The sequence below is a fragment of the Lactobacillus delbrueckii subsp. jakobsenii ZN7a-9 = DSM 26046 genome (genome assembly GCF_001888925.1).
In the GTDB taxonomy this organism is placed as follows: Bacteria; Bacillota; Bacilli; order Lactobacillales; family Lactobacillaceae; genus Lactobacillus; species Lactobacillus delbrueckii.
On sequence record NZ_CP018218.1, the window covers coordinates 1,096,801 to 1,119,880 of the forward strand.

Below are 23,080 nucleotides of genomic sequence, written 5' to 3' on the forward strand. Positions count from 1 at the left end.
ATGCTAGTACCATATAAGAAAGATTATGAAAAAGTCGCCATGGGTCTCTTGTCCTATCTGCCGGATTTCAAGAACCTGCAGAACCTGAAGGAAGAGATGCAGCTCTACGCTGAAGACCCGGCCCACCAGCTCTACCTTTACCGGGACGAAGACCAAAACATCGTCGGCCTGGCGGGCTGCGAGACCGGGGTCGGCTGCCTGGTCCTGCGCTATTTGTCTTTAGCACCGGGTTTCCGGGACGATGAGCATTTTTCGGAAATCATGCGGGAACTGGCCCAGGAAGCTGGCAAGCAGAAAGTAATGACGGTTCCGGAATATACTTATTTGATGAAGTACTTGAACAATGATGAATGAAGGCATGACCATTGAGCTGCCGAATTTTGAAGGCCCCCTGGACCTTTTGCTCCACCTGATTAGGTCGCAGGAATTAGACATCTATGACATCCCGATCGCCCGGATTACCCAGCAGTACTTGGACTACCTCCAGCAGATGCAGCGGCTGAACCTGCAACTAGCCGGGGAATATTTCGTGATGGCGGCAACCTTGCTGCGGATCAAGTCCCAGTATCTGCTGCCGAAAAACGACTTTGTCGAGACAGAAGAAGAATTTGCCGACCCCCGGGAAGAACTGGTTGAGCAACTGGTTCAGTATTCCGTCTTTAAAAAGATTTCGGCCTACTTCAAGGTCAGAAATGACGAGGTACCAGTTTTGGCCGCCAAGGAGCCCAGCGTGGCTGTAGGGGCCAAGGTTCAGCCCCTGCCTTTAGGGCAAATCAGCCAGCAGGACCTCACGGCCAGCTTTATTTTGGCTATGCGCCGCTTTAAGAAAAGGAACGACCATGCCCAGGTGACCTTGACTGGCCGGCCGATCCAGGAAATGATTGCCTGGCTAAAGGAAGTTTTAGAGCAGCAGGGCCGGGTCAGCTTTTTTGCCTTGACTGACCAGGTGGAAAGCCTGGCCGACCTGGTTGGCCTTTTTTTGGCAATTTTGGAACTGGCCAAGGACCAGTACTTGAAAGTTAGGCAAAAGCGCCGCTTTGGCGACTTGGAAATAGAAAGGAGCAAGCATGACGAGTAAAATAGCCCAGCTGCAAGCCCTCCTTTATGTGGCCGGCGACGGCGGGATCAAGAAAGAGCAGCTGCGGGACCTGTTGCAGCTGGCGGACCCGGAAATTGAGAGTCTGGCCAAAAGGCTGCAGGAAAAACTGGCCAGTGATCCGGACTGCGGCCTGCAGCTTTTGGAAATCAACGACGAATATAAATTAACGACCAGCGGGGAAGTCAGCGACCAGGTGGAAGCCTATTTCAATAAGGACCTGACCAAGAATATCAGCCAGTCAGCCTTGGAAATTCTGGCGATCGTGGCCTACCGGCAGCCGATTACCAGAATTGAGATCGATGAAATCCGGGGGGTCAACTCTTCTGGTGCCCTGCAGACCCTGGTTTGGCGGGGCCTGGTCAAGGCCCAGGGGGTTAAGGACGCCCCGGGCCACCCCAAGCTGTACGTGACGACCGATTATTTCCTCCAGTACTTTGGCTACAAGTCCCTGGCGGATCTGCCGGTAATTGAGAATTTTGAAGACAGCAGCTTTGATGCCGACGGCCAGGTAGACCTGTTTGCCGAAAACGGCACGGCTGATAAAGCATTGCAGAAGATGGAGGATTTATAATGGCGGAAGAACGTTTGCAAAAAGTGATCGCCCAGGCGGGGATCGCTTCCAGAAGAGAAGCGGAAAAAATGATCCTGGCCGGCCGGGTCAGAGTCGACGGGCAAGTGGTAACCAAGCTGGGGACCAAGGTCAGCTCGATTGAACAAGTTGTTGTTGACAACCAGCCGATTGAAAGAGAAAGCCACCATACTTATCTCTTTTACAAACCCCGGGGCGTGATCTCCGCGGTTAAGGATAACAAGGGCCGCAAGACGGTGGCAGACTACTTTACAGATTTGCCATACCGCCTTTACCCGGTTGGCCGCTTGGACTACGACACTTCCGGCCTGCTCTTGATGACCAATGACGGGGAACTGGCCAACCTGCTTATGCACCCGAGAAACGAAGTTGACAAGGTCTACGTGGCTAAGATCAAGGGCATTCTGCAGCCAGATGAAATCAAGGCCTTGAAGAAGGGGGTCCAGATCGGCCGCTACAAGACCAAGCCGGCCCGAGTCAAGGTTTTGAAGACCAATCCCCGGGCCCAGACCCAGATCGTCCAGCTGACCATCCATGAAGGCCACTACCACCAGGTCAAGGAAATGTTTAAAGCTGTCAATCACCTGGTTGACAAATTGTCCAGAGAACGCTACTCCTTCCTGGACTTGCAAGGCCTTACATCCGGACAGTACCGGGAATTAAACCACAAAGAAGTTGACAGACTCAAGCAAGTGGATTAGAATGTAAACGTAATCAAAAAATACAAGTTGTCTTCGGGGCAGGGTGAAAATCCCGACCGGCGGTGCAAGTCCGCGAGCCACGCGAGTGGTTGAATGCTGTAAAGCTACCGATAGTTATAGTCTAGATGGAAGAAGGCAGACGCTGGAATAATAAGCATGCTTACTAAGAAAGGTCTGTTGCTCTTCGAGGCAACGGACTTTTTTAATGGAGATATGTTAATATGGACGCTACTAACAAACGGACAGATAAATCAGTCAGCAACTGGCTCGCTTATGCCATGATCGGGGCCATCGCCTTTGTGGTTATGAAGTTTGAATTCCCGATCATGCCGGGTGTCAGCTTTTTGAAGATGGACTTCTCAGACGTCATCGTGGTCATTACCACCTTTATCTTCGGCATCGGCGGCGGGGTGGCCGTAGCCGCGATCAAGTGCCTCTTGTCCTTGATCTTTGCCGGCTTTGCCCTCCCGTCACTGGTCGGTGAACTGGCTGCCTTACTGGCTTCAATGGCCTTTGCCCTGCCATTTTACTTCCTGGCTGGCTCAGTCAAGGAAGAAGACAGAAAGAGCCTGAAGGGCCACCTGCTGCCGGCCCTGGGCCTGCTTTTGGGCGTTTTGTCATTGACGGTGGTCATGGCTTTGACCAACCAGTTCCTCTTGACTCCGGTTTACGCCTACACTTCAGTGCCGCAGGCAGCGGGGATGCACATGAGCTACGCTCAGCTGCTCACTTTTACTGAACAGACTTACCTGGGCAAGATGATGCACATTCCAAGCATGTCCAGCTACATCATGGGCATCATCGTCCCATTCAACTTGATCAAGGGGGCCATCAACTCAGTTGTGGTCTACATCCTCTTTGAATCTGTCTTAAAGACGATCAAGCCATTCGTGATCAAGCACTTCAGTGTTTCCAGCAAGTACTAATGCGAAAAGACAAATAAAATATTAGATGAGGCTTTCCTTAAGGAAGGCCTTTTCTTTTCAATTAGCACCTGGTTTTATGTTAAAATGTAGGCTTAAAGGGGGAAGCTAGATGGATCAAAATGCCCAAAAGCCCTTGTCACGTCTGGCCCGCCAGCAAGCGGTCAGAGAAGAGCGCAAGAACAAGCAGGCGCCGTGGTGGACGGCCCTCTTGATCGCGGTTATGATGGCCTTGGCAGCCGTGCCGCTGATCACCAGTCAAAACAGTGACTACGCCGTTCCGCAGGCAAAGAAAGAGCAGGCCAAGCCCAAGCCAGCCGCTGAAAAGACTAGCAAGGTCAAGCCTGCTCCCAAGGTCAAGACTTACGTGGTCAAGGCCGGCGACAGCTGGGCCGCGATCGCCCAGAAGTACGGCATAAGCGCCGAAGAGCTGGCTGAGCAAAATGGTCTGGATACCAGCTCAACCCTGGCAGTTGGTCAGAAACTGAAGATCAAGCAAGCCAAATAGCTGAATTTATTGGAAAGGATTGAAGCGATACGAGTCGCTTCATTTTGATGTTATGCAAGTAGCAATTGATGGACCTGCTTCAGCAGGTAAGAGCACGGTGGCCAAGATTGTGGCCAATAAGCTGTCATTCGTTTATATCGACACGGGTGCTATGTACCGGGCATGTACTTTTATCGCCCGCAAGCACGGCCTGGACTATGGGGATGAAGCCGGGATTTTAAAGGCGATCGACGAAGACGGCATCGTTTTAGAGCCCGGCGAAAGCGGCCAGAAGGTTCTGGTAGCCGGGGAAGACGTGTCTTTGGAAATCCGGACCCCGGAAATCACAGCTAATGTCTCCCAGGTCTCAGCCCTGCCGGGGGTCAGAAGCAAGATGGTTGACTTGCAAAGAAAACTTGCCGGGTCAACCAACGTGATCATGGACGGCCGCGACATCGGGACCACGGTTTTGCCTGAGGCTGAAGTCAAGATCTTCCTGGTTGCCAGCGCCCGGTCTAGAGCAGAAAGACGGCTTTTGGACTGGCAGGAAAAGGGGATTGAGGCCAAGCAGACGGTTGAGGAAATCGAAGCTGATATCGCCAAGCGGGACTACCTTGACTCCCACCGTGAAGTTTCACCTTTGAAGAAGGCAGCGGATGCAATCGAAATCGATTCAACTAATTTAACGATTGACCAGGTTGTTGCCGCTATCTTGGCCGAAATTGCTAAAAAAACAAATACCAGCAAGTAAATTCAAAAAAAGTCTGGTAAAATAGTAGCAAATTAATCTATTTTTTGGTAAAATAGAGAACGAATAAACAGGGAGGCATTTTGTATTTATGTCAGAAAACAATCAATTTTTAGATGCTCTTGCTCAAATGCGAGAAGTTAAGGCAGGCGACATCGTTGACGTTAACGTTTTGAGCGTTGAAGATGGCCAAATTAACGTTGGTGTTCAAGGCGCCGGCGTTGAAGGTGTAATCACTCGCCGTGATTTCACCAACGACCGTAGTGTCAACTTGCGTGACGAAGTTAAGCTAGGTGATACCTTCAAGGTTTACGTAGTTCGTCGTGCAGGCGGTGACAAGGAAAACGGTGAATTTTTCTTCTCAGTAACCCGCGTTAAGGAACGTGAAGCTTACGACAAGCTGCAAAAGGACTTCGAAGAAGGCAAGACTATCGAAGGTAAGGTTACTTCATCAGTTCGCGGTGGTTTGCTCGTTGATGTCGGCACCCGCGGCTTCTTGCCAGCAAGCTTGATCTCAAACCGCTTCGTTTCAGACCTTAAGCCTTACATCGGTAAGCCTATCAAGGTTAAGATTACTGAAATCGACCCGGCTAAGAACCGTCTGATCCTTTCCCACAAGGAACTGATCGAAGAAGAACGCGAACAAGCCTTTGAAAACGTTGCTTCACAACTGGTTGTCGGCGACGTAGTTGAAGGCCGGGTATCACGCTTGACCAACTTTGGTGCATTCGTTGATATCGGCGGCGTTGACGGTTTGGTACACATCTCCGAAATTTCATACAAGCACGTTGACAAGCCAAGCGACGTCTTGAAGGTTGGCCAAGATGTTAAGGTTAAGGTTATTGGCATCGACAATGACCGTCACCGTATCTCCCTGTCAATCAAGCAAACTGAACCATCCCCATTCGAACAAGCTACTTCAAGCTTGAAGGAAGGCGATGTAATTGAAGGCGAAGTTAAGTCTTTGACCAACTTCGGTGCCTTTGTTGAAGTTGCTGACGGCATCCAAGGCTTGGTACACGTTTCAGAAATTTCATACAAGCACGTTGACAAGCCAAGCGACGTCTTGACTGTAGGTCAAAAGGTCAAGGTTAAGGTTCTTAACATTGACCCAAGTAAAAGAAGAATCTCCCTGTCAATTAAGCAAGCTGATCCAGAGAACGCTTCTTCATCAAACGACAGACCTCGCGCACGTCGTTCATCAAACAACGATGCATTTGCTCGCAAGTACATGAACAACGACGACAATGGCTTCTCGCTTGGTGACATGATCGGTGACCAACTTAAGAACCGTTAATCAGCACTAAAAAGACCGACCGTTGGTCGGTCTTTTTGTTTGACAATAATCAATAGAAAGCAAAAGAGGTGAAAAGATGCCATTACCAATTGTTGCCATCGTAGGGCGACCAAACGTGGGCAAGTCAACCCTGTTCAACCGGATTATCAATGAACGGGTGGCGATCGTGGAAGACCGGCCAGGCGTGACCCGGGACCGGAACTATGCCCGGGCCAGCTGGATGGGCCACCAGTTCAGCATCATCGACACCGGGGGGATTACCTGGGAAGACAGTACGATTGACGAAGAAATCCGGACCCAGGCGGAAATCGCTATTGAAGAGGCCGACGTCATCGTCATGCTGGCCGATGTCAGCCAGGGGGTGACCAGTCTGGATGAACGGATCGCCCACCTGCTCTACCGGGCCGATAAGCCAGTTCTTTTGGCCGTTAACAAGGCAGACAACCCTGAGCAGCGGACCGATATCTATGACTTCTACAGCTTGGGCTTGGGCGACCCAATCCCGGTTTCCGGTTCCCACGGGACGGGGATCGGTGACTTGCTGGACGAAGTAGTCAAGAACTTCCCGGCCGATGCCGAAAAGACCGAAGAAGGGGTTATCTCCTTCAGCGTGATCGGCCGGCCAAACGTGGGCAAGTCATCCATCGTCAACCGCCTGTTGGGCGAAGAACGGGTGATTGTGGCCAACGAAGAAGGGACGACCAGAGACGCCATTGACACGCCATTCGTCAAGGATGGAACCAAGTTCCGGGTTGTTGACACAGCCGGGATCAGACGGCGGGGCAAGGTCTATGAGAAGACTGAAAAGTACTCCGTCATGCGGGCGATGAGCGCCATGGAACGGTCAGACGTGGCCATCCTGGTCCTGGATGCCAGCACCGGGATCAGAGAGCAGGACAAGCACGTGGCCGGCTACGCCCATGAAGCGGGCCTGGGGATGATTATCGCCGTCAACAAGTGGGACTTGCCGAAGAAGGACTCTTCATCCGGCAAGGACTTTGAAGCGGTGATCCGGGAAGAATTCTCCTACCTGGACTATGCCCCAATTGTCTTTGTTTCGGCCAAGACCGGCAAGAACATCGACCAATTGCCAAAGATGGTCAAGGAAGTTTACGAGAACAAGAACCAGCGGATCCAGTCATCCGTCTTAAACGACCTGCTCCTGGAAGCCAGCCGCTTGGTGCCGGCGCCGATGGTCAAGGGCAAGCGGCTACGGGTCTACTACATGACCCAGGTCAAGACCAATCCGCCGACTTTCGTTGTTTTCTGCAACGATCCAGAACTGATGCACTTCTCCTACCAGCGCTTCTTGATCAACCAGCTGCGGGAGAATTTCGACTTCACCGGGACCCCGATCAAGATCCTGCCGCGTAAGCGGAAGTAGGACCGGGCTTTTCTTTTTCAATTTGTGACATTCTCTTGAAAAAGTGCTAAGCCGCGGGCTAAAAGCCTTGTAGGGACAACGTTCTTGTGATATTTTAGAGAGCAGGGAATTAATTGAATGCAGCAAGCGCTCAGTGTCCCTCATTTCTACAAGAGAAATGAAGTGATTAGACGCGAGTCTAATTTATAGGAGGTGAATTCCACATGGCAAATAAGGCAGAATTAGTTTCAGAAGTAGCTGCAAAGACTAAGTTGACTAAGAAGGACGTTTCAGAAGCTGTTGACGCGGTTTTCGAAGCAATCCAAGAAGACTTGGCTAAGGGCGAAAAGGTGCAACTGATCGGCTTCGGCACTTTCGAAGTACGTGACCGTGCAGCTCGCAAGGGCCGCAACCCACAAACTGGTGCTGAAATTGAAATTCCAGCAAGCAAGGTTCCTGCATTTAAGCCAGGTAAGGCTCTTAAGGACGCTGTTAAGTAATTGACGTGCTTTAAAATAAAGAAACGCCGGTATTTCTGGCGTTTTTTTGTTTGGGCAAAAAACTTATTTAGCTGACTAGTTACGGTACAATAGTAAGCAGAAAGTGAGGACAAAGATGACATATTCTGAACAATTGTTGGACGCGATTCAAGGTCACCGTTTCAGCGAGAGCCGCGCCCTCTTGAAGCAGGCCCTGGAAAACGATGATCCGGAGATCCTGGCGTCTCTGGCGGAAAACCTGACCGACCTGGGCTTTACCGACCTGGCCAAGGAAGTCTACCGTAGCTTGATCGCTGATTTTCCCAATGAAGACCTCTTCAAGGTCTACCTGGCCGAAATCCTCCTCAATGACGGAGCAGAGGACGATGGCTTGACCCTGCTTTACAATGTGCCGGCTGATTCAGATGCCTATCTGGAAAGCCTCCTGGTCCAGGCTGACTACTACCAAAGCGAGGGCCTGATCGAAACGGCACGGGCCAAGATGGAGCAGGCCCGGCAGCAGGCCCCGGATGAAGATGCCATTACTTTTGGCCTGGCGGAACTGGACTACATGAGCGACTTGAACGACCAGGCCCTGCCTCTGTACCAGGACTTGCGGCAAAGACAGACCATGTTCGGGGAAGTCAATCTTAACCAGCGGGTCTTCCAGACCCTGGCTAAACTGGGCCGGTATGAAGAAGCAGCTGCTTTTATCAATGACCATAAAGAAGACCTCCTGGACATCGACGCCAAGTACCAAGCCGGGGTAATCATGGAAGAGGCCGGCCAGTTTGACAAGGCCATTTCCTTCCTTGATGATGTCATTAAGCAAAGCCCTGACTACGTTAACGCTTATCCTTTCCTGGCCAAGGCCTACCAGGAAGAAGACAACCCAGAAGAAGCCCTCTTTGCCGCTCAGACGGGCCTGGGCTACAATGAGCTGGATGAAGAGCTTTACCTGACTGGGGCTAAGGCAGCTGCCAAATTAGGCAAGGCTGAGGATGCTGAGGACCTCTTGCAGCGGGGCCTTGAGGTCAATCCGGACAATTCCAGCCTCCGCCTCTTGCTGAGCGACCTCTACTTAGCCCAGGGACGGGCAGAGGACTCCTTGGCCTTGTTTACTGCTCTGGCTGACAGCGATCTGGAGCCCCAGGCCCACTGGAACATGGCCCGGTCCTACCAGGAAATGGAAAAATATGACCAGGCCCTGCAGGAATATCTCTTGGCCTACCAGAGCCTGCAGACCAGTCCTGCCTTCTTGCGGGGAATGATCTCCTTTTCTCAAGAGAGCGCCCATGGCGATCTGGCCCGGCAATTGCTGGAAAAGTACTTGAAGCTTGTGCCAGATGACCAGGAAATGCAGGATCTTTACGAACAGCTGAGAAATTAGAATTTTGGATGATGACCAGCTTTTGCTGGTCATTTTTCTTTTTTTAATATTTTCTAGCCTTTTAGCGGGCAGGGAAGAAAAGCGGTAGAATAAAAAAATAGACCATTAAACATTTTGGAGGGATGATTTTGCAATTCAGCTTTAACAAAAAGCGTGACCGGGCCGTTTACTGGAAGTACTCGGTCTTCTTCCTCTTTTTGGCGGCCTGTGTTTTTGGACCTTACTTGGTTACGGGCCATAGCCTGATCTGGAACACTGACACGGCCAACCAGCACCTGCCCTTGCTGGTCAAGTACCGGGAGTACGTGTTCAGTTTCCTGCGCCACTTAAGCCAGGGGCCAGCTGAATGGTCCTGGACCATGGGCCTGGGCAGTGACCTGTTTTCAGTCTTTTCTTACTATACGATTGGTGACGTCTTTGCCTATCTGGCCTTTTTATTTCCGACCAGCCACCTGGTCTTTGCCTACCAGCTGATCCTGCTGTTGCGCCTGTACTGCGTGGGCTTGGCCTTTGTTTATTTTGCCCGCCATTTTGACTTTAAAGACGGTGTTGTCTTGATTGGCAGCGGTGTCTACATGGTCAATGCCTACCTGCTGTACGCGGCCCTGGCCCAGCCGATGTTCACCACGACCTTTATTCTTTTTCCCTTGATCGTGGTCCAGCTGGAGCGACTCTTGCAGGGGGGCAGCGCCTGGCCCTTATTCGGGGTCTTTGTCTGGATGCTGGTCAGCAACTATTACCTGGCCTTTGTCCTGGGCCTGGGGGCAATCATTTACCTGTTTTTGCGCTGGGGCCTGGCTTATTGGAAAAAGATTCCTTTCTGGCCAACAATTAAGAAGCTCTTCTTTGCCAGTTTAGGAGCGGTCCTTCTGTCAGCTGGCCTGCTTTTGCCGGAATTTTTGGCCGTGGTCAACTCCACCCGGACCGGATCGCAGTTTGCCAATGGCTTGACCTTTTATCCGGCCTACTACTACTTGCTTTTGCCAAAGGAACTGATTGACGGGGACAACTGGAAGTTGATGTTCTGGTCAGCCTTGGGCCTGGCCAGCATCATCCTGCCGGCCCTGGTCTACCTCTTCCGTAACTGGCGCAAGTACCGGCTGGTCGCTGCTTCTCTGTTATTAGGGGCAGTCATGCTCTTGATCCCGGCAGTCGGGGCGGTTTTTAACGGGGGGATGTCAGCGTCAAACCGCTGGACTCTGCTCTTGTACCTGCCTTTTGCCTTCAGCGTGATGGTCTTTGTCAAGGCCATCAGTGAGCAGGCGGTCAGTCAAAAGGAGATGCGGCTGATTTTTACCACCAGCGGGATCTACCTGGTCTACCTGGTCGCCATGTCCTTTTTGAAAAATGACTACAAGCTCTTCTTGCCAGTCATCTTCCTCTTGCTCAGTCTGGGGGCCAGCTACCTGGTCAACGAAGGACGGGCTTTAAAGCGAGCGTTATTGCTTACTGTAGCGGCTAACTTGGCCTTTAACGCCCTGTACGCGGCTCTTCCATACAATGGCAACTTTGCGGCCAAAATGCTGGTCAGGGGGGAATATGAGCAAATCGCGGAAGACCGCTATGGTAGCTTGAACCATATCCTGCCGGCCGGCTTTTACCGGGTCAACACGGTGTCAAATAACCGGTTTGTCAGCCAGAAGAAGCTGTTTAACGACTTGACCAGCGGCCTGGCCAACGTGTCATCTTACTATTCCATCCAGAACCAGTACCTGGGTCAGTTCTCGACCGACCTGGGCAACCTGCAGTATGACAACAACATTCCCTTCCACCAGCTTGATGACCGGACGATATTGAACAATTTCCTGGGCGTCCGCTATATTTTTAACCAAAAATACTCAGTAAACGGTAGCAAGGTGCCCGGGACTTACGACCTGATCGCTGCTGGCAAGGAGAAAAAAGATCAAAATCAAGAGCCTGTCTACCAGGCCGAGCTCTACAAGACCACAGAGGCCTTCCCGCTGCTTTGGCTAAGCTATAAGGCAATTAGCCCCAGCCGCTACCAAAAACTGTCAGCGAGCCAAAAAGAGCGGGCTCTGGCCAGCGGGGTGGTGGTCAAGGGGGTTGGCCTTAAAGCCGCGAAATTGACCGGGGTCAAGACCATCAAGGCCAGCATGGTCGATGCCAGTGGCAAGAAGCTGAACAAGAATAAATTGACCTATACGAACTCTGATGCCAGCTACAAGTTGAAGCTGCACTTGTCAGATAAAGAAAAGGCCAAACTGGGCAAAAGCGAGCTGCATGTCGAGATTAGCCAGATTTCCTACCAGCCTTTCACTTTAAGCCAGCAGCTGGACTTGGAGCTGAAGAAGGCCAAGCAGGAGGCCGACCTGGCCGGGCAGACCTTTAATGAGCGGGCGACCCGCTACAAGTACTGGCGCTACCACCTTCTGGCCGGTTCACCAGACCCCAGCTACAAGCTGACGGTAACGGGGAAGAAGGCCAGTGAAACAATTGTACAGAGAAGCCAGGATATGACTTCTTTTTACCGCCTGGTCGACAGCGCGGTCATGAACATGGGCACTTACCAGATTCTGCCCAATAGTCTGACCTTCCAGCCTTCAAAACTGGGGACCTACCGCTTCAAGATCAAAGTTGTAGCAATTCCTTTGAATCAAGAATACACGAAAGAAGTGCGGCAGATTCAAAAGCAGGGGGTCAAGCAGCTGAAACTCGCGCAAAACCAGCTGACCGGCCTCTTTACTAGCAAGAAAGCCGGTGTTGTTACTTCGACCATCCCTTATTCAAACGGCTGGACGGCTACGGTTGACGGCAAGGCAGTCAAGGTAATTAAGACCAACACGGCCTTTGTCGGCTTCAAAATGCCAGCAGGCAAGCACCGCGTCCGCCTGGTTTACCGGACGCCGGGATTGCGAAGCGGCCTGCTGATTTCACTCTTGACGGCTTTAGCCATCTTGGTTTATGCCGCGTTTAGTCACAAAGAATGGCGGCGGGAATTCCGGGCCAAGAAGAAAGAAAAATAGTTTTTAATAGTCAAATGCCAATAAAAAAACGAGCCAGCTGGCTCGTTTTTTGTCTACATATTTTTAAATTTCTGCTCTTATTCCTTGATCAGCTTGCGGGCAACCAGGTCATCCTTCATCAGTCTGGTCATCACCTGGGCAACTTCCTTGGCCCGGTCGTTGGAGTCCATGTGGATGGTCAAACCGTTGTCTGACTGGATCAAGGTGTGAGGAAGTTCAACCTGGTTGTACTTAAGGTCTGGGTCCAGGTCCGGCAGCATGTATTCCAAAGTTGCCGTCCAGCCCAAACCGCCGACTGCCAGTTGCAGGGCGACTTCGTAGTCGTTGACCTTGATACTCTTGTTAACGGAGAGGTTCTGGTCTTCAAGCAGGTGGTCAACGGTCTTTTGGAAGCCGGAGTCATCGCTTAAGGAAACCATCTTTTCTTCGCTGAGGTCCATCAAGAGCTGCTGGCTGAACGGAACGTCCCGCTTGCCTTCTTGGTAAAGTTTGCTGGTTTCAGGGATGATCAAGAAGATCCGAGGCTGGAAGAGGAAGAAGTTCTTCAAGTTTTCTCCCCGCAGGAGCGGCCCCAGGTAGATGTCAACCATCCGGTTGTCGATCAAACGCTTGGCAGAGTTGATAGAGAAGGTCTTGATCAGTTCAAAGCGGGTGGTTTCAAACTGCTTTTGCAGAACGGGGATGATCTTCCTGCTTTCTCCTGGTGCCCAGATCGGGGAGAAACCGATCTTGATGTAGGACTGCTCTTCTTCAGTGAAGCGGCGCAGGTCCTGTTCGATCTTCATTTGGTCGCTGTGCAGCTTGGCTAAGCCTTCGCAAAGGGTCCGGCCGGCTTCAGTCAGTTCGATCGGCAGGGTTCTTCTTTCCAGGAGAACGACATTGTATTTCTTTTCTGCCTTGCTCAAAACCTGGCTGACATATGGCTGGCTCAGGAAAAGCTTCTTAGCGATATCGCTGACTGTCTGGCAGTCTTCAGCAGTGGTCAAGATTTGGTAAAGTACGTCTTGTTTCATCTTAAGGCTCTCTTTTAAGTGAATGAATTTACAAAATAAATTTTACAATAAGATTATTATAGCGCCTTTTTCTTATTAGTCAACGCCAATTATGCTTACTCAATTTTGACATAATATTCGGTGAAATTCAAATAATTACTGCTGATTTTTCGGATAAATGCGACTTTTCCAATCAAGAAAGAGGAATAAAAGCGGTATATGAAATCTGAATCATATATTTCCGAACTTATGTTGGCGGTTTTTAGCAGGAAATTTTGGCAAAAAAGTTTGAAAATTACTAAAAAACGTTTTAAAAAATGCTAAATTCTTGCTAAAAACTAAATTTTGGCAAAAATAAGAGGTAAGACTTAACGATGAGAAAAAAGACATGAACTTTCAACACTTGGAATACTTTAACGAGCTGGCTGAGACCCAGTATATGGCCCAGGCAGCGGAAAAACTGGGGATTTCCCAGCTAACCTTGAGCTACGCGGTCAAGAAACTGGAAGAGAAGGCCGCAACAGCCCCCTGACGGTTTACGGCAAGGTCCTCAAAGAGTACAGTGAAGCCGGGGTCCGGCAGATCCAGGAAGGGCGGCGGCAGTTGTCTGAGATGGCCCTGGGCGAAAGCGGCAAGCTGTCAATCGGGGTGGCTAAAATCGTGGCCCATAAATTCATTACCGATGTGATCAAGGACTACCGGCAGGTCAATCCGGAATACCGGGTCGACTCCAATTTAAAGCGGGCCGTGACCGGCAAGCTCCTGGACATGCTGCAAAGCGGGGAACTGGACCTGGCCATTATCACTACCCGGCCGGGTGAAAAGATTGCCGGCTTTGACTTAGTACCAATGATGCACAGAAAGCTGGAGCTGCTCTTGCCGGCGGGTCATGAACTGGTCAAGCAGAAGTCGGTCAGCTTGAAGCAGATCGAGCAGTATCCTTACCTGGCTTTTGGGGAAGAACATGCCTTGGCCGGGATCATCGCTGACGTTTTTGCTAAAAATGACATCCATCCCCAGATCAGTAGCGTGACTGACGATGTGCGGACCCTGGTTGACCTGGTGGCGATCGGTGAAGGGGTGGCTCTCTTGCCTAAGTCCAAGTACCACGAATCTGCTGGTGCCATTGCCGTGCCGGTAACGGAAGATACTTCTTACACCATCAGCCTGGCCAGCCGGAATCTGGCCCAAGAGCCGAAGGTTGCCCAGAAGATGGCTTCCTTTATCGTGGACTTCTGCCAGACCCGGGGTTTAACGTGGTCTTAATTCACTAGCGGTCTGGTCGTAATTCTTTTGCTTAAGGGCGATAGCAGCCTGCCTTTTCTCTTGCAGCAGGACCTGCTTGTGCCGGCCGTCGAAGCCAATCAACATGATGAATAAGCCACCGACCAAGAAGAAGTCGCAGGCAAAGCGGAGGCGGGACTGGCTGGTGATGAGGCCGAAGAGCCAGATCAAGGCAAAGAGAATGAAGATCCCGCAGCCAATCCAGGCCGGCTTTCTTTTGGCAAAAATCCGTAGAATCTTGCCAGTAAAGCGGGTAAACGCTGCCGAAAACTGGCCGGATAGTGCTATAATCTTGTTAAAGGTCTGCAATATGGCAGGCAAAAAGTCATGAATGGGAAATAAGACAGATGGCAAGGATTATTGATACTCAGCGAAAGTTACTGATCCAGCACGGCTTGCTGGAAGACATCAAGGAAGCAGGGGAGGAATACGGGAGTCTGACGGCCGCCCTGGCCGCTCCTGACTGGACCCTGCTGGACCGGGAGCTCAGCCCTTTATTTAGGCAGGTAAAGTTTTGCCTGCTTTTTGGGGAGGAAGAAGTTCCCGAACTTGCTGCGGCAAGTGAACTGTCCCGGCTTTTTCCGCTCTTAGCTAGCGACTGCCCGGACTTAAAGGAAAAACTGGCTGCTGGCCGGCTGGCGGTTAGTTTTTCACCGCAGAAAGAAAGCAACTTCTTCCTGCTGACCGGGAAAGACCAGTACCGCTTCTACTGGGGGCAGGGGACGACCTACTCCTTAAGCAGCGGGGAAAAGACCGGTGACGACTGGGCCATGGTCCAGCAGCTGGTCAAAGAGCTGACGGCCAAGGCCAGAGATATTTTAGACAAGGAGATCTACCAGGGCTATTTGGACCTGGCAGAAGACAAGCGATCCCAGTACCTGCTGGAAGTTAGCGGCTTGGCAGATAAAATGGCTGAATCACCTTTAAAGGATTTCAAAGAAGCGACCCGGCTAGGGCAATTAGGCCAAAGTCAGGCCGGCGTGTCCTTTAAGAAGGCGGCCAAGCTCCTCCGCTTTAAAAGCGGGATTGATAAGGAGAACTTGACGGGAAAAAAGATCCTGGCTGATGAGGAATTGAGTAAGCGGCTCAGCCAGATCGTCTTTGGCGAAGGCAATGAAAATGGCGAGGCCATTGTTTTGCCGGATGAAAAGGCCCACTACCCGCGCCCCCTTTACCTGCAAGACCCGGTAACCGGGACGATTCTGGAGAAGCCGGCAATCGGCTCCTACCAGGAAGAACCAGTCGCGGTCCAAAAGCCGACCCGGCAGGACGTGTCAGCAATTTTTGACATTATCCGCTTCTACCGGGACCGCAAGCAGGATAATGAATCCCAGGCTACCTTCTCCTTCTTGATGTATGTCCTGGAAAGCGGCAGCATCTGGAAGATCCGCCAGGCCATCGATGAGCGAAACGGGATCGTGGAAGACGTCCCGATCGTGGCCGGCCTGGTCGGGCAGGGGGAAACTGGCAAGTCGACCCTGCTTAAAATTGCCTCCAACTTGACCATCGGCAATACCAAGGAGATCGTCCAGGCCAGTTCAGAAGACAAGCTCTTCGGGATGACGGCAGCGGTCAGAAAGAAGCTGCTGGCCGGCAAGAGCTTGAGCAAGCAGGACCGGGTCAGCGCCTACAGCTCCAACCCCAAGGTCATCAACAAGAATATCTGGAACTTTATCGACCACTACATGGATGAAGACCAGGTCATCACTCCGATCTGCATCGATGACCCGGAAGTCTCCCTCTTTTCTTCCAGCGCCGCCCAGAGCTTTTTGAAAAAGCGGAGCAACCGGCATGGCGAGAAACTGGGAGTGGAACCGGTGGCCATTTTCAGCATGAACAGCAAGGGCAAGGATCTCGAGCTTTTGACTGAAGTTGGCCGCAGGGGCTACGTGATCAGCCAGGGCAACCAGTTCCGCAAGAAGACGGACGCGGACATCCACTTTTTTGAATACCTGGATGGCAATACCGACAACCACGGCCACTGGTTGAACAACACCCTCTTTCTTTACCTGACCCGGCAGATCGACCGCTGGCTGGAAGAGATGGATGACGAGGACTACTTGAAGCTCAAGCACGACTTCCTTTACCCGGTTAAGCACGCCTTCTGGCAGTTGGTTGAAGAATACGGCCTGGTCAACACGGAAACCAAGTACTACTTCCACATGAAGAACTACAATATTGTTGAGGACCTGGGCCGGCGGAACTGGAGCATTCTTTTGCACGATGAGGCGACCTTGCGGGAAATCACCTTTACCCGGGACAATCCGGAATGCATGATTCCCGCCCGGGTCTTCCCCAACAAGGGCAACGACATCAACCGCTACTTCGCATACCTGCCGGCTTCAGCTGAGATCTGCAAGACTTTTAACAGCCAGGGGCTGGCGGTCAAGATGGCCAATATGGACCTCTGGCAGGGCAACCACTTGCTGATTGAGCGCTATGAGAAGGAAACTGGGATCGCGGCTGAGCGCTTTGAAATTGAAAAGGCCAGAGCCGCCGCGGAAGTCCAGGGGCAGAGAATGGTCGAAAACATTGCTCCATACTTGAAGAAGAATGCCAAAATGATGGACCGGATGTTGAAGGTCACCGAGCAGAATGCCCAGCTTTTGGCGGAAAAGGAAGCCCAGGCTGAAAAGCAGCAGCAGGCAGAAGCTGAGAAGAAGGAGCAGGCCGACCAGATCCAGAAGCTGAAGGATGAACTGGCCCAGGCCAAGGAGGCCGCCAAGAGCGAGGAAAAGAAGCCCCGCGGCTTCTTCGACCGCTTTTTCAAGTAATTTTTTTAGAAAGAAGAGTAAGAAAGAAGATTAGAAAGAAGAGTAAAATGACCGACACGCAAAGCATGATTGCCGTTCAAGAAAAAGACAATACCGTTTCCAGCCTGGTCCTGGACCATGACGGGGACTTGGAAACCGCCGGCCGGATCCTGGAGGAAAACTACCAGGATTATGAGCAAGTCCTGGCCCTGGTCAGTTTGGGTGACTTAAAGAGGCTGGGGAAGACGGCGGAAGAAAGCCGGGCCTACTACCGGGACGAGCATGAAGACCAATTGGTCTTGGAAAATTACGCGGACACGGAAGTTTTTGACCGGGCTACTGAAGAGCAGGGGGACTACCTGGCCTGCTGCTTTTTGTACTGCAAGTATGAAGGTGACTTCCAGTGGCTGGTCAGAGATTTTTCCACGGGCGACAAGCGCTTTAAGCCGCTGAAGGAAGCTCTGGCTAGAAAAGAGGACCGGAAATGACGAATTTGGCCCAGCTGACCTGATCTTTTTTCGAAAAAGTGCCTGCCGGCAGCTTGGCAGCGAAAGGCTTAACCAAGGCGGCCTGGGTGAAATTGACCGGGGTCAGCCTGGGCAGGCTGGACAAGTGGCTGGGCTCAGAAAGCAGCGGCGACTGGCTGGCCTGGGACCTGGCCTTGACCGCCAAGGAAAATTTGAAATAGCATGCAAAAAGGCTAGAAGCAGTAAGTGCTTCTAGCCTTTTAATTTAAGCCAGTTCATGCATGGCTGGCAATTTGCCCTCTTCCAGCCAGTCATAAAAGTCCTGGCTGGCGGTAGACATGGTCCGTTCGGGGATGGCTGTGCCATAGCTGACCTCGTTTTTTCCGGACAGGGGAACGACTGTCAAGTCCTTCAGCTGGTCAGGTAAGAGGAAGTTGGGCAGGATGCCGATGCCCAGGCCCGCCTTGATGCTGAGCATGGCAGCGTTGATGGAGTTGGCCGAAGTTACCTTGAGGTGGGGTAGTTTCTGCCAGAGGATCTTTTGCAAAGAGTACTGGCCAGGGGTGCAGATATTGTCACTTAAGAAGATAACTCTTTGCTTGTCCAGGTCGCTGTGCTTGACCGATCCGCGGATGGCAAAATCATAGTCCTGATGGAAAACGGCACAGTACTTGCCTGTTAAAAGCGGCTTGAATTTGACATTGGCACTCGGACTCAAAGAGTCTTGGCTTAAGAAGACGATATCCAGGGCGCCTTCGTTTAAGAGGCCAACCAGGTCCCGGTTGTTATGGCTTTCGATGTAAAATTGGACCTTGGGATTTTCCGCTTGGTAGGCCTTGATGCTTTTAGACAAGTCAAAGATCTCGTAAGGGGAATTGCTGATGCCGATGGTGATCTTGTCTCTGGCCTGCTCGTTTAGGGCTTCCAGCTGTCTTAAAGTGTCCACGTAATTGTGGTGGACGGGGCGGATGTCTTCATAAAAGGCCTTGCCAACTGGGGTTAAGGAGACCTTCTTCCTGGTCCGGTAGAAAAGGTCGGCCCCGATATAGCGCTCCATCGAGGAAATGGTCTGGGAGACCGCCGACTGGGAGACCCCCATATTCATGGCTGTCCCGGAGAAGCTCAGGGTTTCAGCCAGGTTAATAAAAATTGCCAAGTGTTCTGTGTTCATTCTTTGCTCTCCAGCACCTTATTTTGTGACCGGGTGGGTGGCCGGCAGCCCCCGCTCTTTGACCCAGGCGATAAAGTCGGCGGCCGGCGATTTCCGGTCCTTCAAGGTGACGATGCCGATTTCATCAGTAACTTCCTTTTCCAAAGGGAAAAGCTCCAGCTGGTCATCGCTGGGGTCAACGACAAAGTCAGCACAGATGCCGATGCCCAGGCCGGCGGAAATCATCTGGGTGTAGTCGGCCATGTTGTTAGCTACGGCATAGTCCAAGCTGGCCAGGTCCCGGCTTAAAGCATTCTGCAGGGAGTTCTGCTTGGGCAGGCACCAGCTGTTGTCCAGGAAGATCAAGCGCTCCTTAGACAAATCCTTCATGGTAACGGGCGAATTGCCCATGTAGCAGTAGTTCTTGCTGCAGACGGCATAAAAGCGTCCTTCCAGCAGCTTGTCGTAAGTTAGGGTGATGCCGGAGTCGATTGATTCTGGTCCGGTCAAGATCACGTCGCAAAAGCCCTGCTTTAAGCGGGCAACCATGGTCCGGTGGTCGTAATTTTCCAAGAAGATCTTGACTTCCGGTCTGACCTTCCGGTATTCATGGATCAACTGGTTGATGGCGTAGCGGTCATAACCGGACCCGGAGAAGCCGATGGTCAAGAGAGTATTAACTGACTGGGCCACTTCCCGGGCATGGGTGACTGCTTTGTTGAACTGGGTGATGACCGGCTGCATCCCCTGGTAAAAGAGCTGGCCGGCCGGGGTCAAATTGACTTCTTTGCGGCTGCGGTAGAAGAGCTTGGTATTTAAGTAGCGCTCTAATGAAGAAATTGACTGGGAAACAGCCGACTGGGTAATATTCATGTTTTGAGCAGTCCGCGAGAAGTTCAGGCTTTCTGCCAAATCAAGGAAAATTCTGATTTTATCGGTATTCATGGATAGTATTAGTCTTTCTGATTAATTTTGCTTGTCCGCGTTATGAGGAAAGAATACCCCATTATTTAGTCCAAGTCAAAGAACTGGTTAAAAAATTGATCAAAAAAGTAAAAAATGTAATAAATTTTGGATAAAGGCGATTAGGGTGGGCTTTGCCGTGAAAATGGCAAGCACTTTATGTAGATTTTCGCAGAAAAATTCAAAAAAGTTTGTAAAGGGGGCTTGCATAAAATGAGAGACCTGTTAGAATTAAGTCCAACAAGTTAAACGAAGGAAGTAGTACCCGCTCCCCTGACTCTTCAAGCGAGTTTCGTAGTTGAGAGGAAACAGAGCCAGCGCGGGGAACGCAGCCGGGAAAATGACCGAGAAGCGGCCATCGTTTGATTCGCGTTAAGAATCAAGAGGGTCCAGCCGGATATGGCTGGGAATTAAAGGTGGTACCGCGAGCAAGTCGTCCTTTTGCAATTAGCAAAAGGGCGGCTTTTTTGATAGAAAAGGTGATAAAAATGAGGCGGACTAGCGGAGTAGATTAAAAGTAAGTTAGAATTTTACAGGAGAGAATATTAATGAACATCGACAAGAGCAAGATCAAGAAAATCGTATTGGCATACAGCGGCGGCCTGGACACTTCCGTGATTATTCCCTGGTTGAAGGAAAACTACAACAACCCGGAAATCATCGCGGTCTCAGCCAATGTCGGCCAGGGGGATGAACTGGAAGGCCTGGAGGAAAAGGCCAAGAACTCCGGGGCGGCCAAGCTGGTCGTAGCCAACTTGGAAGAAGAGTATGTCAACGATTACCTGCTGCCATGTCTGAAGGCTGATGCCAAGTACGAAGGCTACCTGCTGGGGACGGCCAACGCCCGTCCTTTGATCGCCAAGGCCCTGGCGGAAGTAGCTATTAAGGAAGGGGCTGACGCGATTGCCCACGGGGCAACCGGTAAAGGCAACGACCAAGTACGTTTTGAATTAGGGATCAAGCACTTTGCCCCGGACATGCCGATCATTGCTCCTTGGCGGGAATGGGACCTGGTTTCCAGAGAAGGTGAAATCGATTATGCCGTCGCTCATAATGTTCCTTTGCGGATCAGCAAGGAGACCAACTACTCTAAGGATAAGAACCTCTGGCATTTAAGCCATGAAGGGCTGGATTTGGAAGACCCGAGTCTTGGGCCAACTTATGAAAAGCCGGGCTTTTTGGAAATGGGCGTGTCACCGCTTGATGCCCCGGACAAGCCAACTTACCTGCAGCTGGACTTTGAAAAGGGCGTACCAGTTGCCTTAAACGGGCAGGAAATGCCTTTAATGGAAATGTTGGAGAAGCTGAACAAGGTCGGCGGGGAAAATGGGATTGGCCTTTTGGACTTGGTCGAAAACCGTTTAGTCGGGATGAAGTCAAGAGGGGTTTATGAAACTCCAGGCGGCAGCATTCTCTACTTTGCCCACGAATACCTGGAAACTATCACCCTGGACAAGCAGGTTCAGCACAAGAAGTCTGAACTGGCCATTACTTACGGAGAACTGGTTTACGACGGGCAATGGTTTACTCCATTAAGAGAAGCACTGGCTGCTTTTGTCGACAAGACCCAGGAATGCGTGACCGGGACGGTCAAATTGAAGCTCTACAAGGGCAACATCATCAAGGCCGGGGTGACTTCGCCAAACAGCCTTTACTCAACTGAACTGGCAACTTTTGACGAATCAGACTACGACCAGGCGGAAGCCGCTGGCTTTATCAACCTCTTCGGGCTACCGATCCAGGTGCAAGCCAAGCTGGACGCCAAGAAGAAGTAAGACGGGACAAGTTTTTTTAGATTAGGTGATTGTGATATGAAAAAAATGTGGGCCGGCAGAACTTCCGGTAAGACTGACCAGATCGCGGACGACTTCAACTCATCCATCCGCTTTGACCAAAGAATGTATCCAGAAGACATAGCCGGCTCCATTGCCCATGCCAAGATGCTGGCCAAGCAGGGGATTATTCCTGAAGAAGCAAGTGCGAAAATCATAGCCGGCTTGGAGGGCATCTTGGCTGACTTAAATAGCGGCAAGCTGGAAATCGATCCGGCCGCTGAAGACATTCATATGTTCATTGAAGAGACCCTGACTGACCGGATCGGCCAGGACGGGAAGATGCTGCACACGGCCCGGTCAAGAAACGACCAGGTGGCCCTGGATATCCGCTTGTACATGCGGGAAGAAAACGGGCAGATCAAGCAGTTTTTAAAAGATTTGGTGGCAGCTCTTTGCGACCAGGCAGAAAAGTACAAGGCCAGCCTCATGCCGGGTTATACCCACCTGCAGCGGGCCCAGCCGGTCACTTTTGGCCACCAGCTGATGGCTTATGCTTACATGTTCATGCGGGATCTGGAACGTCTCGGGCAGATGGAAGAGCGGATGAACTATTCGCCAATCGGCAGCTGCGCCCTGGCCGGGACGACTTACCCGATCGACCGGGTTTATGAAGCGGAACTTTTGGGCTTTAAGGCTCCGGTAGCCAACAGTTTAGACGGGGTTAGCGACCGGGATCATGTGGTGGAAGATTTAAGTGATTTGGCGCTGGTGATGATGCACCTCTCCCGCTTAAGCGAAGAGCTGATCTTGTGGTCATCTTGGGAATTCCACTTTGTCCGTCTGGCGGATGCTTATACGACTGGGTCATCCATCATGCCGCAGAAGAAAAATCCCGACATGGCTGAACTGGCCCGGGGGAAGACCGGCCGGGTCTACGGGGACTTGATGGCGATTTTGACGACTTTGAAGGGACTGCCTCTGGCCTACAATAAGGATATGCAGGAAGACAAGGAAGCCTTGTTTGACGCTATCGACAATGTTGAGCTGTGCCTGGAGACTTTTATCCCGATGATCAAAACACTGGAGGCTAATGAGAAGGCCATGCACCAGGCGGCGCAGAAGGGCTTTATTAACGCGACGGACTTGGCGGACTATTTGACTAAGAAGGGGATGCCATTTAGAGATGCCTACCATATTTCCGGGCAATTGGTGGCCTTGTGTATCGACCAGGACATGGTTTTAGAAGACTTGCCGCTTGAAACTTACAAGGGCTACAGCGACTTGTTTGAGGAAGACTTGTACCAGGCAATTGACCTGCATAACTGCCTGGCCAAGCGGACTTCTTTGGGAGGACCGACGCCGGAGTCAGTTCAAAAGCAGGTTGATGAGCTCAGAGGCAAGCTGGCGGAAGAAAAATAGGATTAATCGCTGTTAAGCCAGGGCAAATTTGTCCTGGCTTTTTTGCACCTTTTGAGGGAATTCCTTCCTGCAGGCTTTTACCATTTGGAAGGGCGTCAGCGAATACAGAAAGCAGATCGCGGAAGAAGAAAATTAGAACAGACGCAAAAGGCGGACCAGGCTGCAAGACTTGATCCGCTTTTTAGGTAGAGGAAGAGGGCGGGGAGATGGTATAACT

23 protein-coding genes and 1 riboswitch are annotated in these 23,080 nt (G+C 51.3%); of the genes, 19 read left to right on the forward strand and 4 right to left on the reverse strand.

Annotation, left to right across the window (positions count from 1 at the left end):
• The 12 genes from LJ046_RS05615 (at position 1) to LJ046_RS05670 (ending at position 12,060) form a co-directional block, all read left to right on the forward strand.
• Complete coding sequence (locus LJ046_RS05615; protein WP_002877582.1) at positions 1 to 354, forward strand: hypothetical protein; 354 nt, start codon at positions 1 to 3, stop codon at positions 352 to 354.
• On the forward strand, positions 344 to 1,078 hold the full coding sequence (locus tag LJ046_RS05620; RefSeq protein WP_002877580.1) for a segregation and condensation protein A: 735 nt from the start codon (positions 344 to 346) through the stop codon (positions 1,076 to 1,078). The genes LJ046_RS05615 and LJ046_RS05620 overlap by 11 nt, the downstream gene beginning before the upstream one ends.
• On the forward strand, positions 1,068 to 1,670 hold the full coding sequence (scpB, locus tag LJ046_RS05625) for an SMC-Scp complex subunit ScpB (RefSeq protein WP_002877578.1): 603 nt from the start codon (positions 1,068 to 1,070) through the stop codon (positions 1,668 to 1,670). The genes LJ046_RS05620 and scpB overlap by 11 nt, the downstream gene beginning before the upstream one ends.
• Positions 1,670 to 2,389: a pseudouridine synthase gene (locus LJ046_RS05630; protein WP_002877577.1), complete on the forward strand. Its 720-nt coding sequence runs from the start codon at positions 1,670 to 1,672 to the stop codon at positions 2,387 to 2,389. The genes scpB and LJ046_RS05630 overlap by 1 nt, the downstream gene beginning before the upstream one ends.
• Before the next feature lie 25 nt (positions 2,390 to 2,414).
• Positions 2,415 to 2,530, forward strand: a riboswitch (FMN riboswitch).
• An 80-nt stretch (positions 2,531 to 2,610) separates the two neighbouring features.
• A complete protein-coding gene (locus LJ046_RS05635; RefSeq protein ID WP_002877575.1) occupies positions 2,611 to 3,315 on the forward strand; it encodes an ECF transporter S component in 705 nt (234 codons plus the stop codon).
• A gap of 109 nt (positions 3,316 to 3,424) precedes the next feature.
• Positions 3,425 to 3,820 carry a LysM peptidoglycan-binding domain-containing protein gene (locus LJ046_RS05640; protein WP_002877574.1) on the forward strand — a complete coding sequence of 132 codons (396 nt, stop codon included), beginning with the start codon at positions 3,425 to 3,427 and terminating at the stop codon, positions 3,818 to 3,820.
• Between the two features lie 52 nt (positions 3,821 to 3,872).
• Positions 3,873 to 4,550, forward strand: coding sequence for a (d)CMP kinase (cmk, locus tag LJ046_RS05645; protein ID WP_003612970.1), 678 nt, complete (start codon positions 3,873 to 3,875; stop codon positions 4,548 to 4,550).
• 88 nt (positions 4,551 to 4,638) lie between these two features.
• Positions 4,639 to 5,844 (forward strand): 30S ribosomal protein S1, encoded by a 1,206-nt coding sequence (gene rpsA / locus LJ046_RS05650; RefSeq protein WP_002877570.1) that lies wholly within the window; start codon positions 4,639 to 4,641, stop codon positions 5,842 to 5,844.
• A gap of 76 nt (positions 5,845 to 5,920) precedes the next feature.
• Positions 5,921 to 7,228: a ribosome biogenesis GTPase Der gene (gene der, locus LJ046_RS05655; RefSeq protein ID WP_002877568.1), complete on the forward strand. Its 1,308-nt coding sequence runs from the start codon at positions 5,921 to 5,923 to the stop codon at positions 7,226 to 7,228.
• Between the two features lie 203 nt (positions 7,229 to 7,431).
• The gene (locus tag LJ046_RS05660; protein WP_002877566.1) at positions 7,432 to 7,707 is read left to right on the forward strand and encodes an HU family DNA-binding protein; all 276 of its coding nucleotides are present in this window, start codon (positions 7,432 to 7,434) and stop codon (positions 7,705 to 7,707) included.
• 115 nt (positions 7,708 to 7,822) lie between these two features.
• Complete coding sequence (locus LJ046_RS05665) at positions 7,823 to 9,076, forward strand: tetratricopeptide repeat protein (protein ID WP_002877565.1); 1,254 nt, start codon at positions 7,823 to 7,825, stop codon at positions 9,074 to 9,076.
• A 122-nt stretch (positions 9,077 to 9,198) separates the two neighbouring features.
• Entirely contained in the window at positions 9,199 to 12,060 is a 2,862-nt protein-coding gene (locus tag LJ046_RS05670) for a YfhO family protein (RefSeq protein ID WP_002877563.1), read from the forward strand.
• Positions 12,061 to 12,137: 77 nt separating this feature from the next.
• Here the strand turns inward: LJ046_RS05670 and LJ046_RS05675 are convergent, their stop codons facing one another.
• Positions 12,138 to 13,073: a LysR substrate-binding domain-containing protein gene (locus LJ046_RS05675; protein ID WP_002877561.1), complete on the reverse strand. Its 936-nt coding sequence runs from the start codon at positions 13,071 to 13,073 to the stop codon at positions 12,138 to 12,140.
• A 367-nt stretch (positions 13,074 to 13,440) separates the two neighbouring features.
• Here LJ046_RS05675 and LJ046_RS05680 point away from each other — a divergent pair, with 367 nt between their 5' ends.
• Together LJ046_RS05680 and LJ046_RS05685 are read left to right on the forward strand one after the other, a co-directional pair.
• Entirely contained in the window at positions 13,441 to 13,584 is a 144-nt protein-coding gene (locus LJ046_RS05680) for a LysR family transcriptional regulator (protein WP_002877558.1), read from the forward strand.
• Between the two features lie 80 nt (positions 13,585 to 13,664).
• The gene (locus tag LJ046_RS05685; RefSeq protein WP_035176470.1) at positions 13,665 to 14,318 is read left to right on the forward strand and encodes a LysR family transcriptional regulator substrate-binding protein; all 654 of its coding nucleotides are present in this window, start codon (positions 13,665 to 13,667) and stop codon (positions 14,316 to 14,318) included.
• Here LJ046_RS05685 and LJ046_RS05690 read toward each other — a convergent pair.
• Entirely contained in the window at positions 14,304 to 14,645 is a 342-nt protein-coding gene (locus tag LJ046_RS05690; protein WP_231127976.1) for a hypothetical protein, read from the reverse strand. The genes LJ046_RS05685 and LJ046_RS05690 overlap by 15 nt on opposite strands.
• A 38-nt stretch (positions 14,646 to 14,683) precedes the next feature.
• Here LJ046_RS05690 and LJ046_RS05695 point away from each other — a divergent pair, with 38 nt between their 5' ends.
• From LJ046_RS05695 to LJ046_RS10000, 3 genes are read left to right on the forward strand one after another with little or no spacing between them, the layout of a single operon-like run.
• Positions 14,684 to 17,110: an Aq_aa27 family P-loop NTPase gene (locus tag LJ046_RS05695; RefSeq protein WP_002877545.1), complete on the forward strand. Its 2,427-nt coding sequence runs from the start codon at positions 14,684 to 14,686 to the stop codon at positions 17,108 to 17,110.
• A 47-nt stretch (positions 17,111 to 17,157) separates the two neighbouring features.
• Complete coding sequence (locus LJ046_RS05700) at positions 17,158 to 17,577, forward strand: hypothetical protein (RefSeq protein ID WP_002877544.1); 420 nt, start codon at positions 17,158 to 17,160, stop codon at positions 17,575 to 17,577.
• Positions 17,578 to 17,630: 53 nt separating this feature from the next.
• Positions 17,631 to 17,777, forward strand: coding sequence for a hypothetical protein (locus LJ046_RS10000; protein ID WP_155114311.1), 147 nt, complete (start codon positions 17,631 to 17,633; stop codon positions 17,775 to 17,777).
• A 44-nt stretch (positions 17,778 to 17,821) separates the two neighbouring features.
• Here LJ046_RS10000 and LJ046_RS05705 read toward each other — a convergent pair whose 3' ends face one another.
• Both LJ046_RS05705 and LJ046_RS05710 read right to left on the reverse strand, forming a co-directional pair.
• Positions 17,822 to 18,727, reverse strand: a complete 906-nt coding sequence (locus LJ046_RS05705; protein ID WP_002877532.1) for a LysR family transcriptional regulator — start codon at positions 18,725 to 18,727, stop codon at positions 17,822 to 17,824.
• An 18-nt stretch (positions 18,728 to 18,745) separates the two neighbouring features.
• Positions 18,746 to 19,651: a LysR family transcriptional regulator gene (locus LJ046_RS05710; RefSeq protein ID WP_002877531.1), complete on the reverse strand. Its 906-nt coding sequence runs from the start codon at positions 19,649 to 19,651 to the stop codon at positions 18,746 to 18,748.
• Between the two features lie 566 nt (positions 19,652 to 20,217).
• Here LJ046_RS05710 and LJ046_RS05715 point away from each other — a divergent pair.
• On the forward strand, positions 20,218 to 21,444 hold the full coding sequence (locus LJ046_RS05715) for an argininosuccinate synthase (protein ID WP_002877529.1): 1,227 nt from the start codon (positions 20,218 to 20,220) through the stop codon (positions 21,442 to 21,444).
• Between the two features lie 36 nt (positions 21,445 to 21,480).
• Positions 21,481 to 22,863, forward strand: coding sequence for an argininosuccinate lyase (gene argH, locus LJ046_RS05720; RefSeq protein WP_002877528.1), 1,383 nt, complete (start codon positions 21,481 to 21,483; stop codon positions 22,861 to 22,863).
• Positions 22,864 to 23,080: the final 217 nt, after the last annotated feature.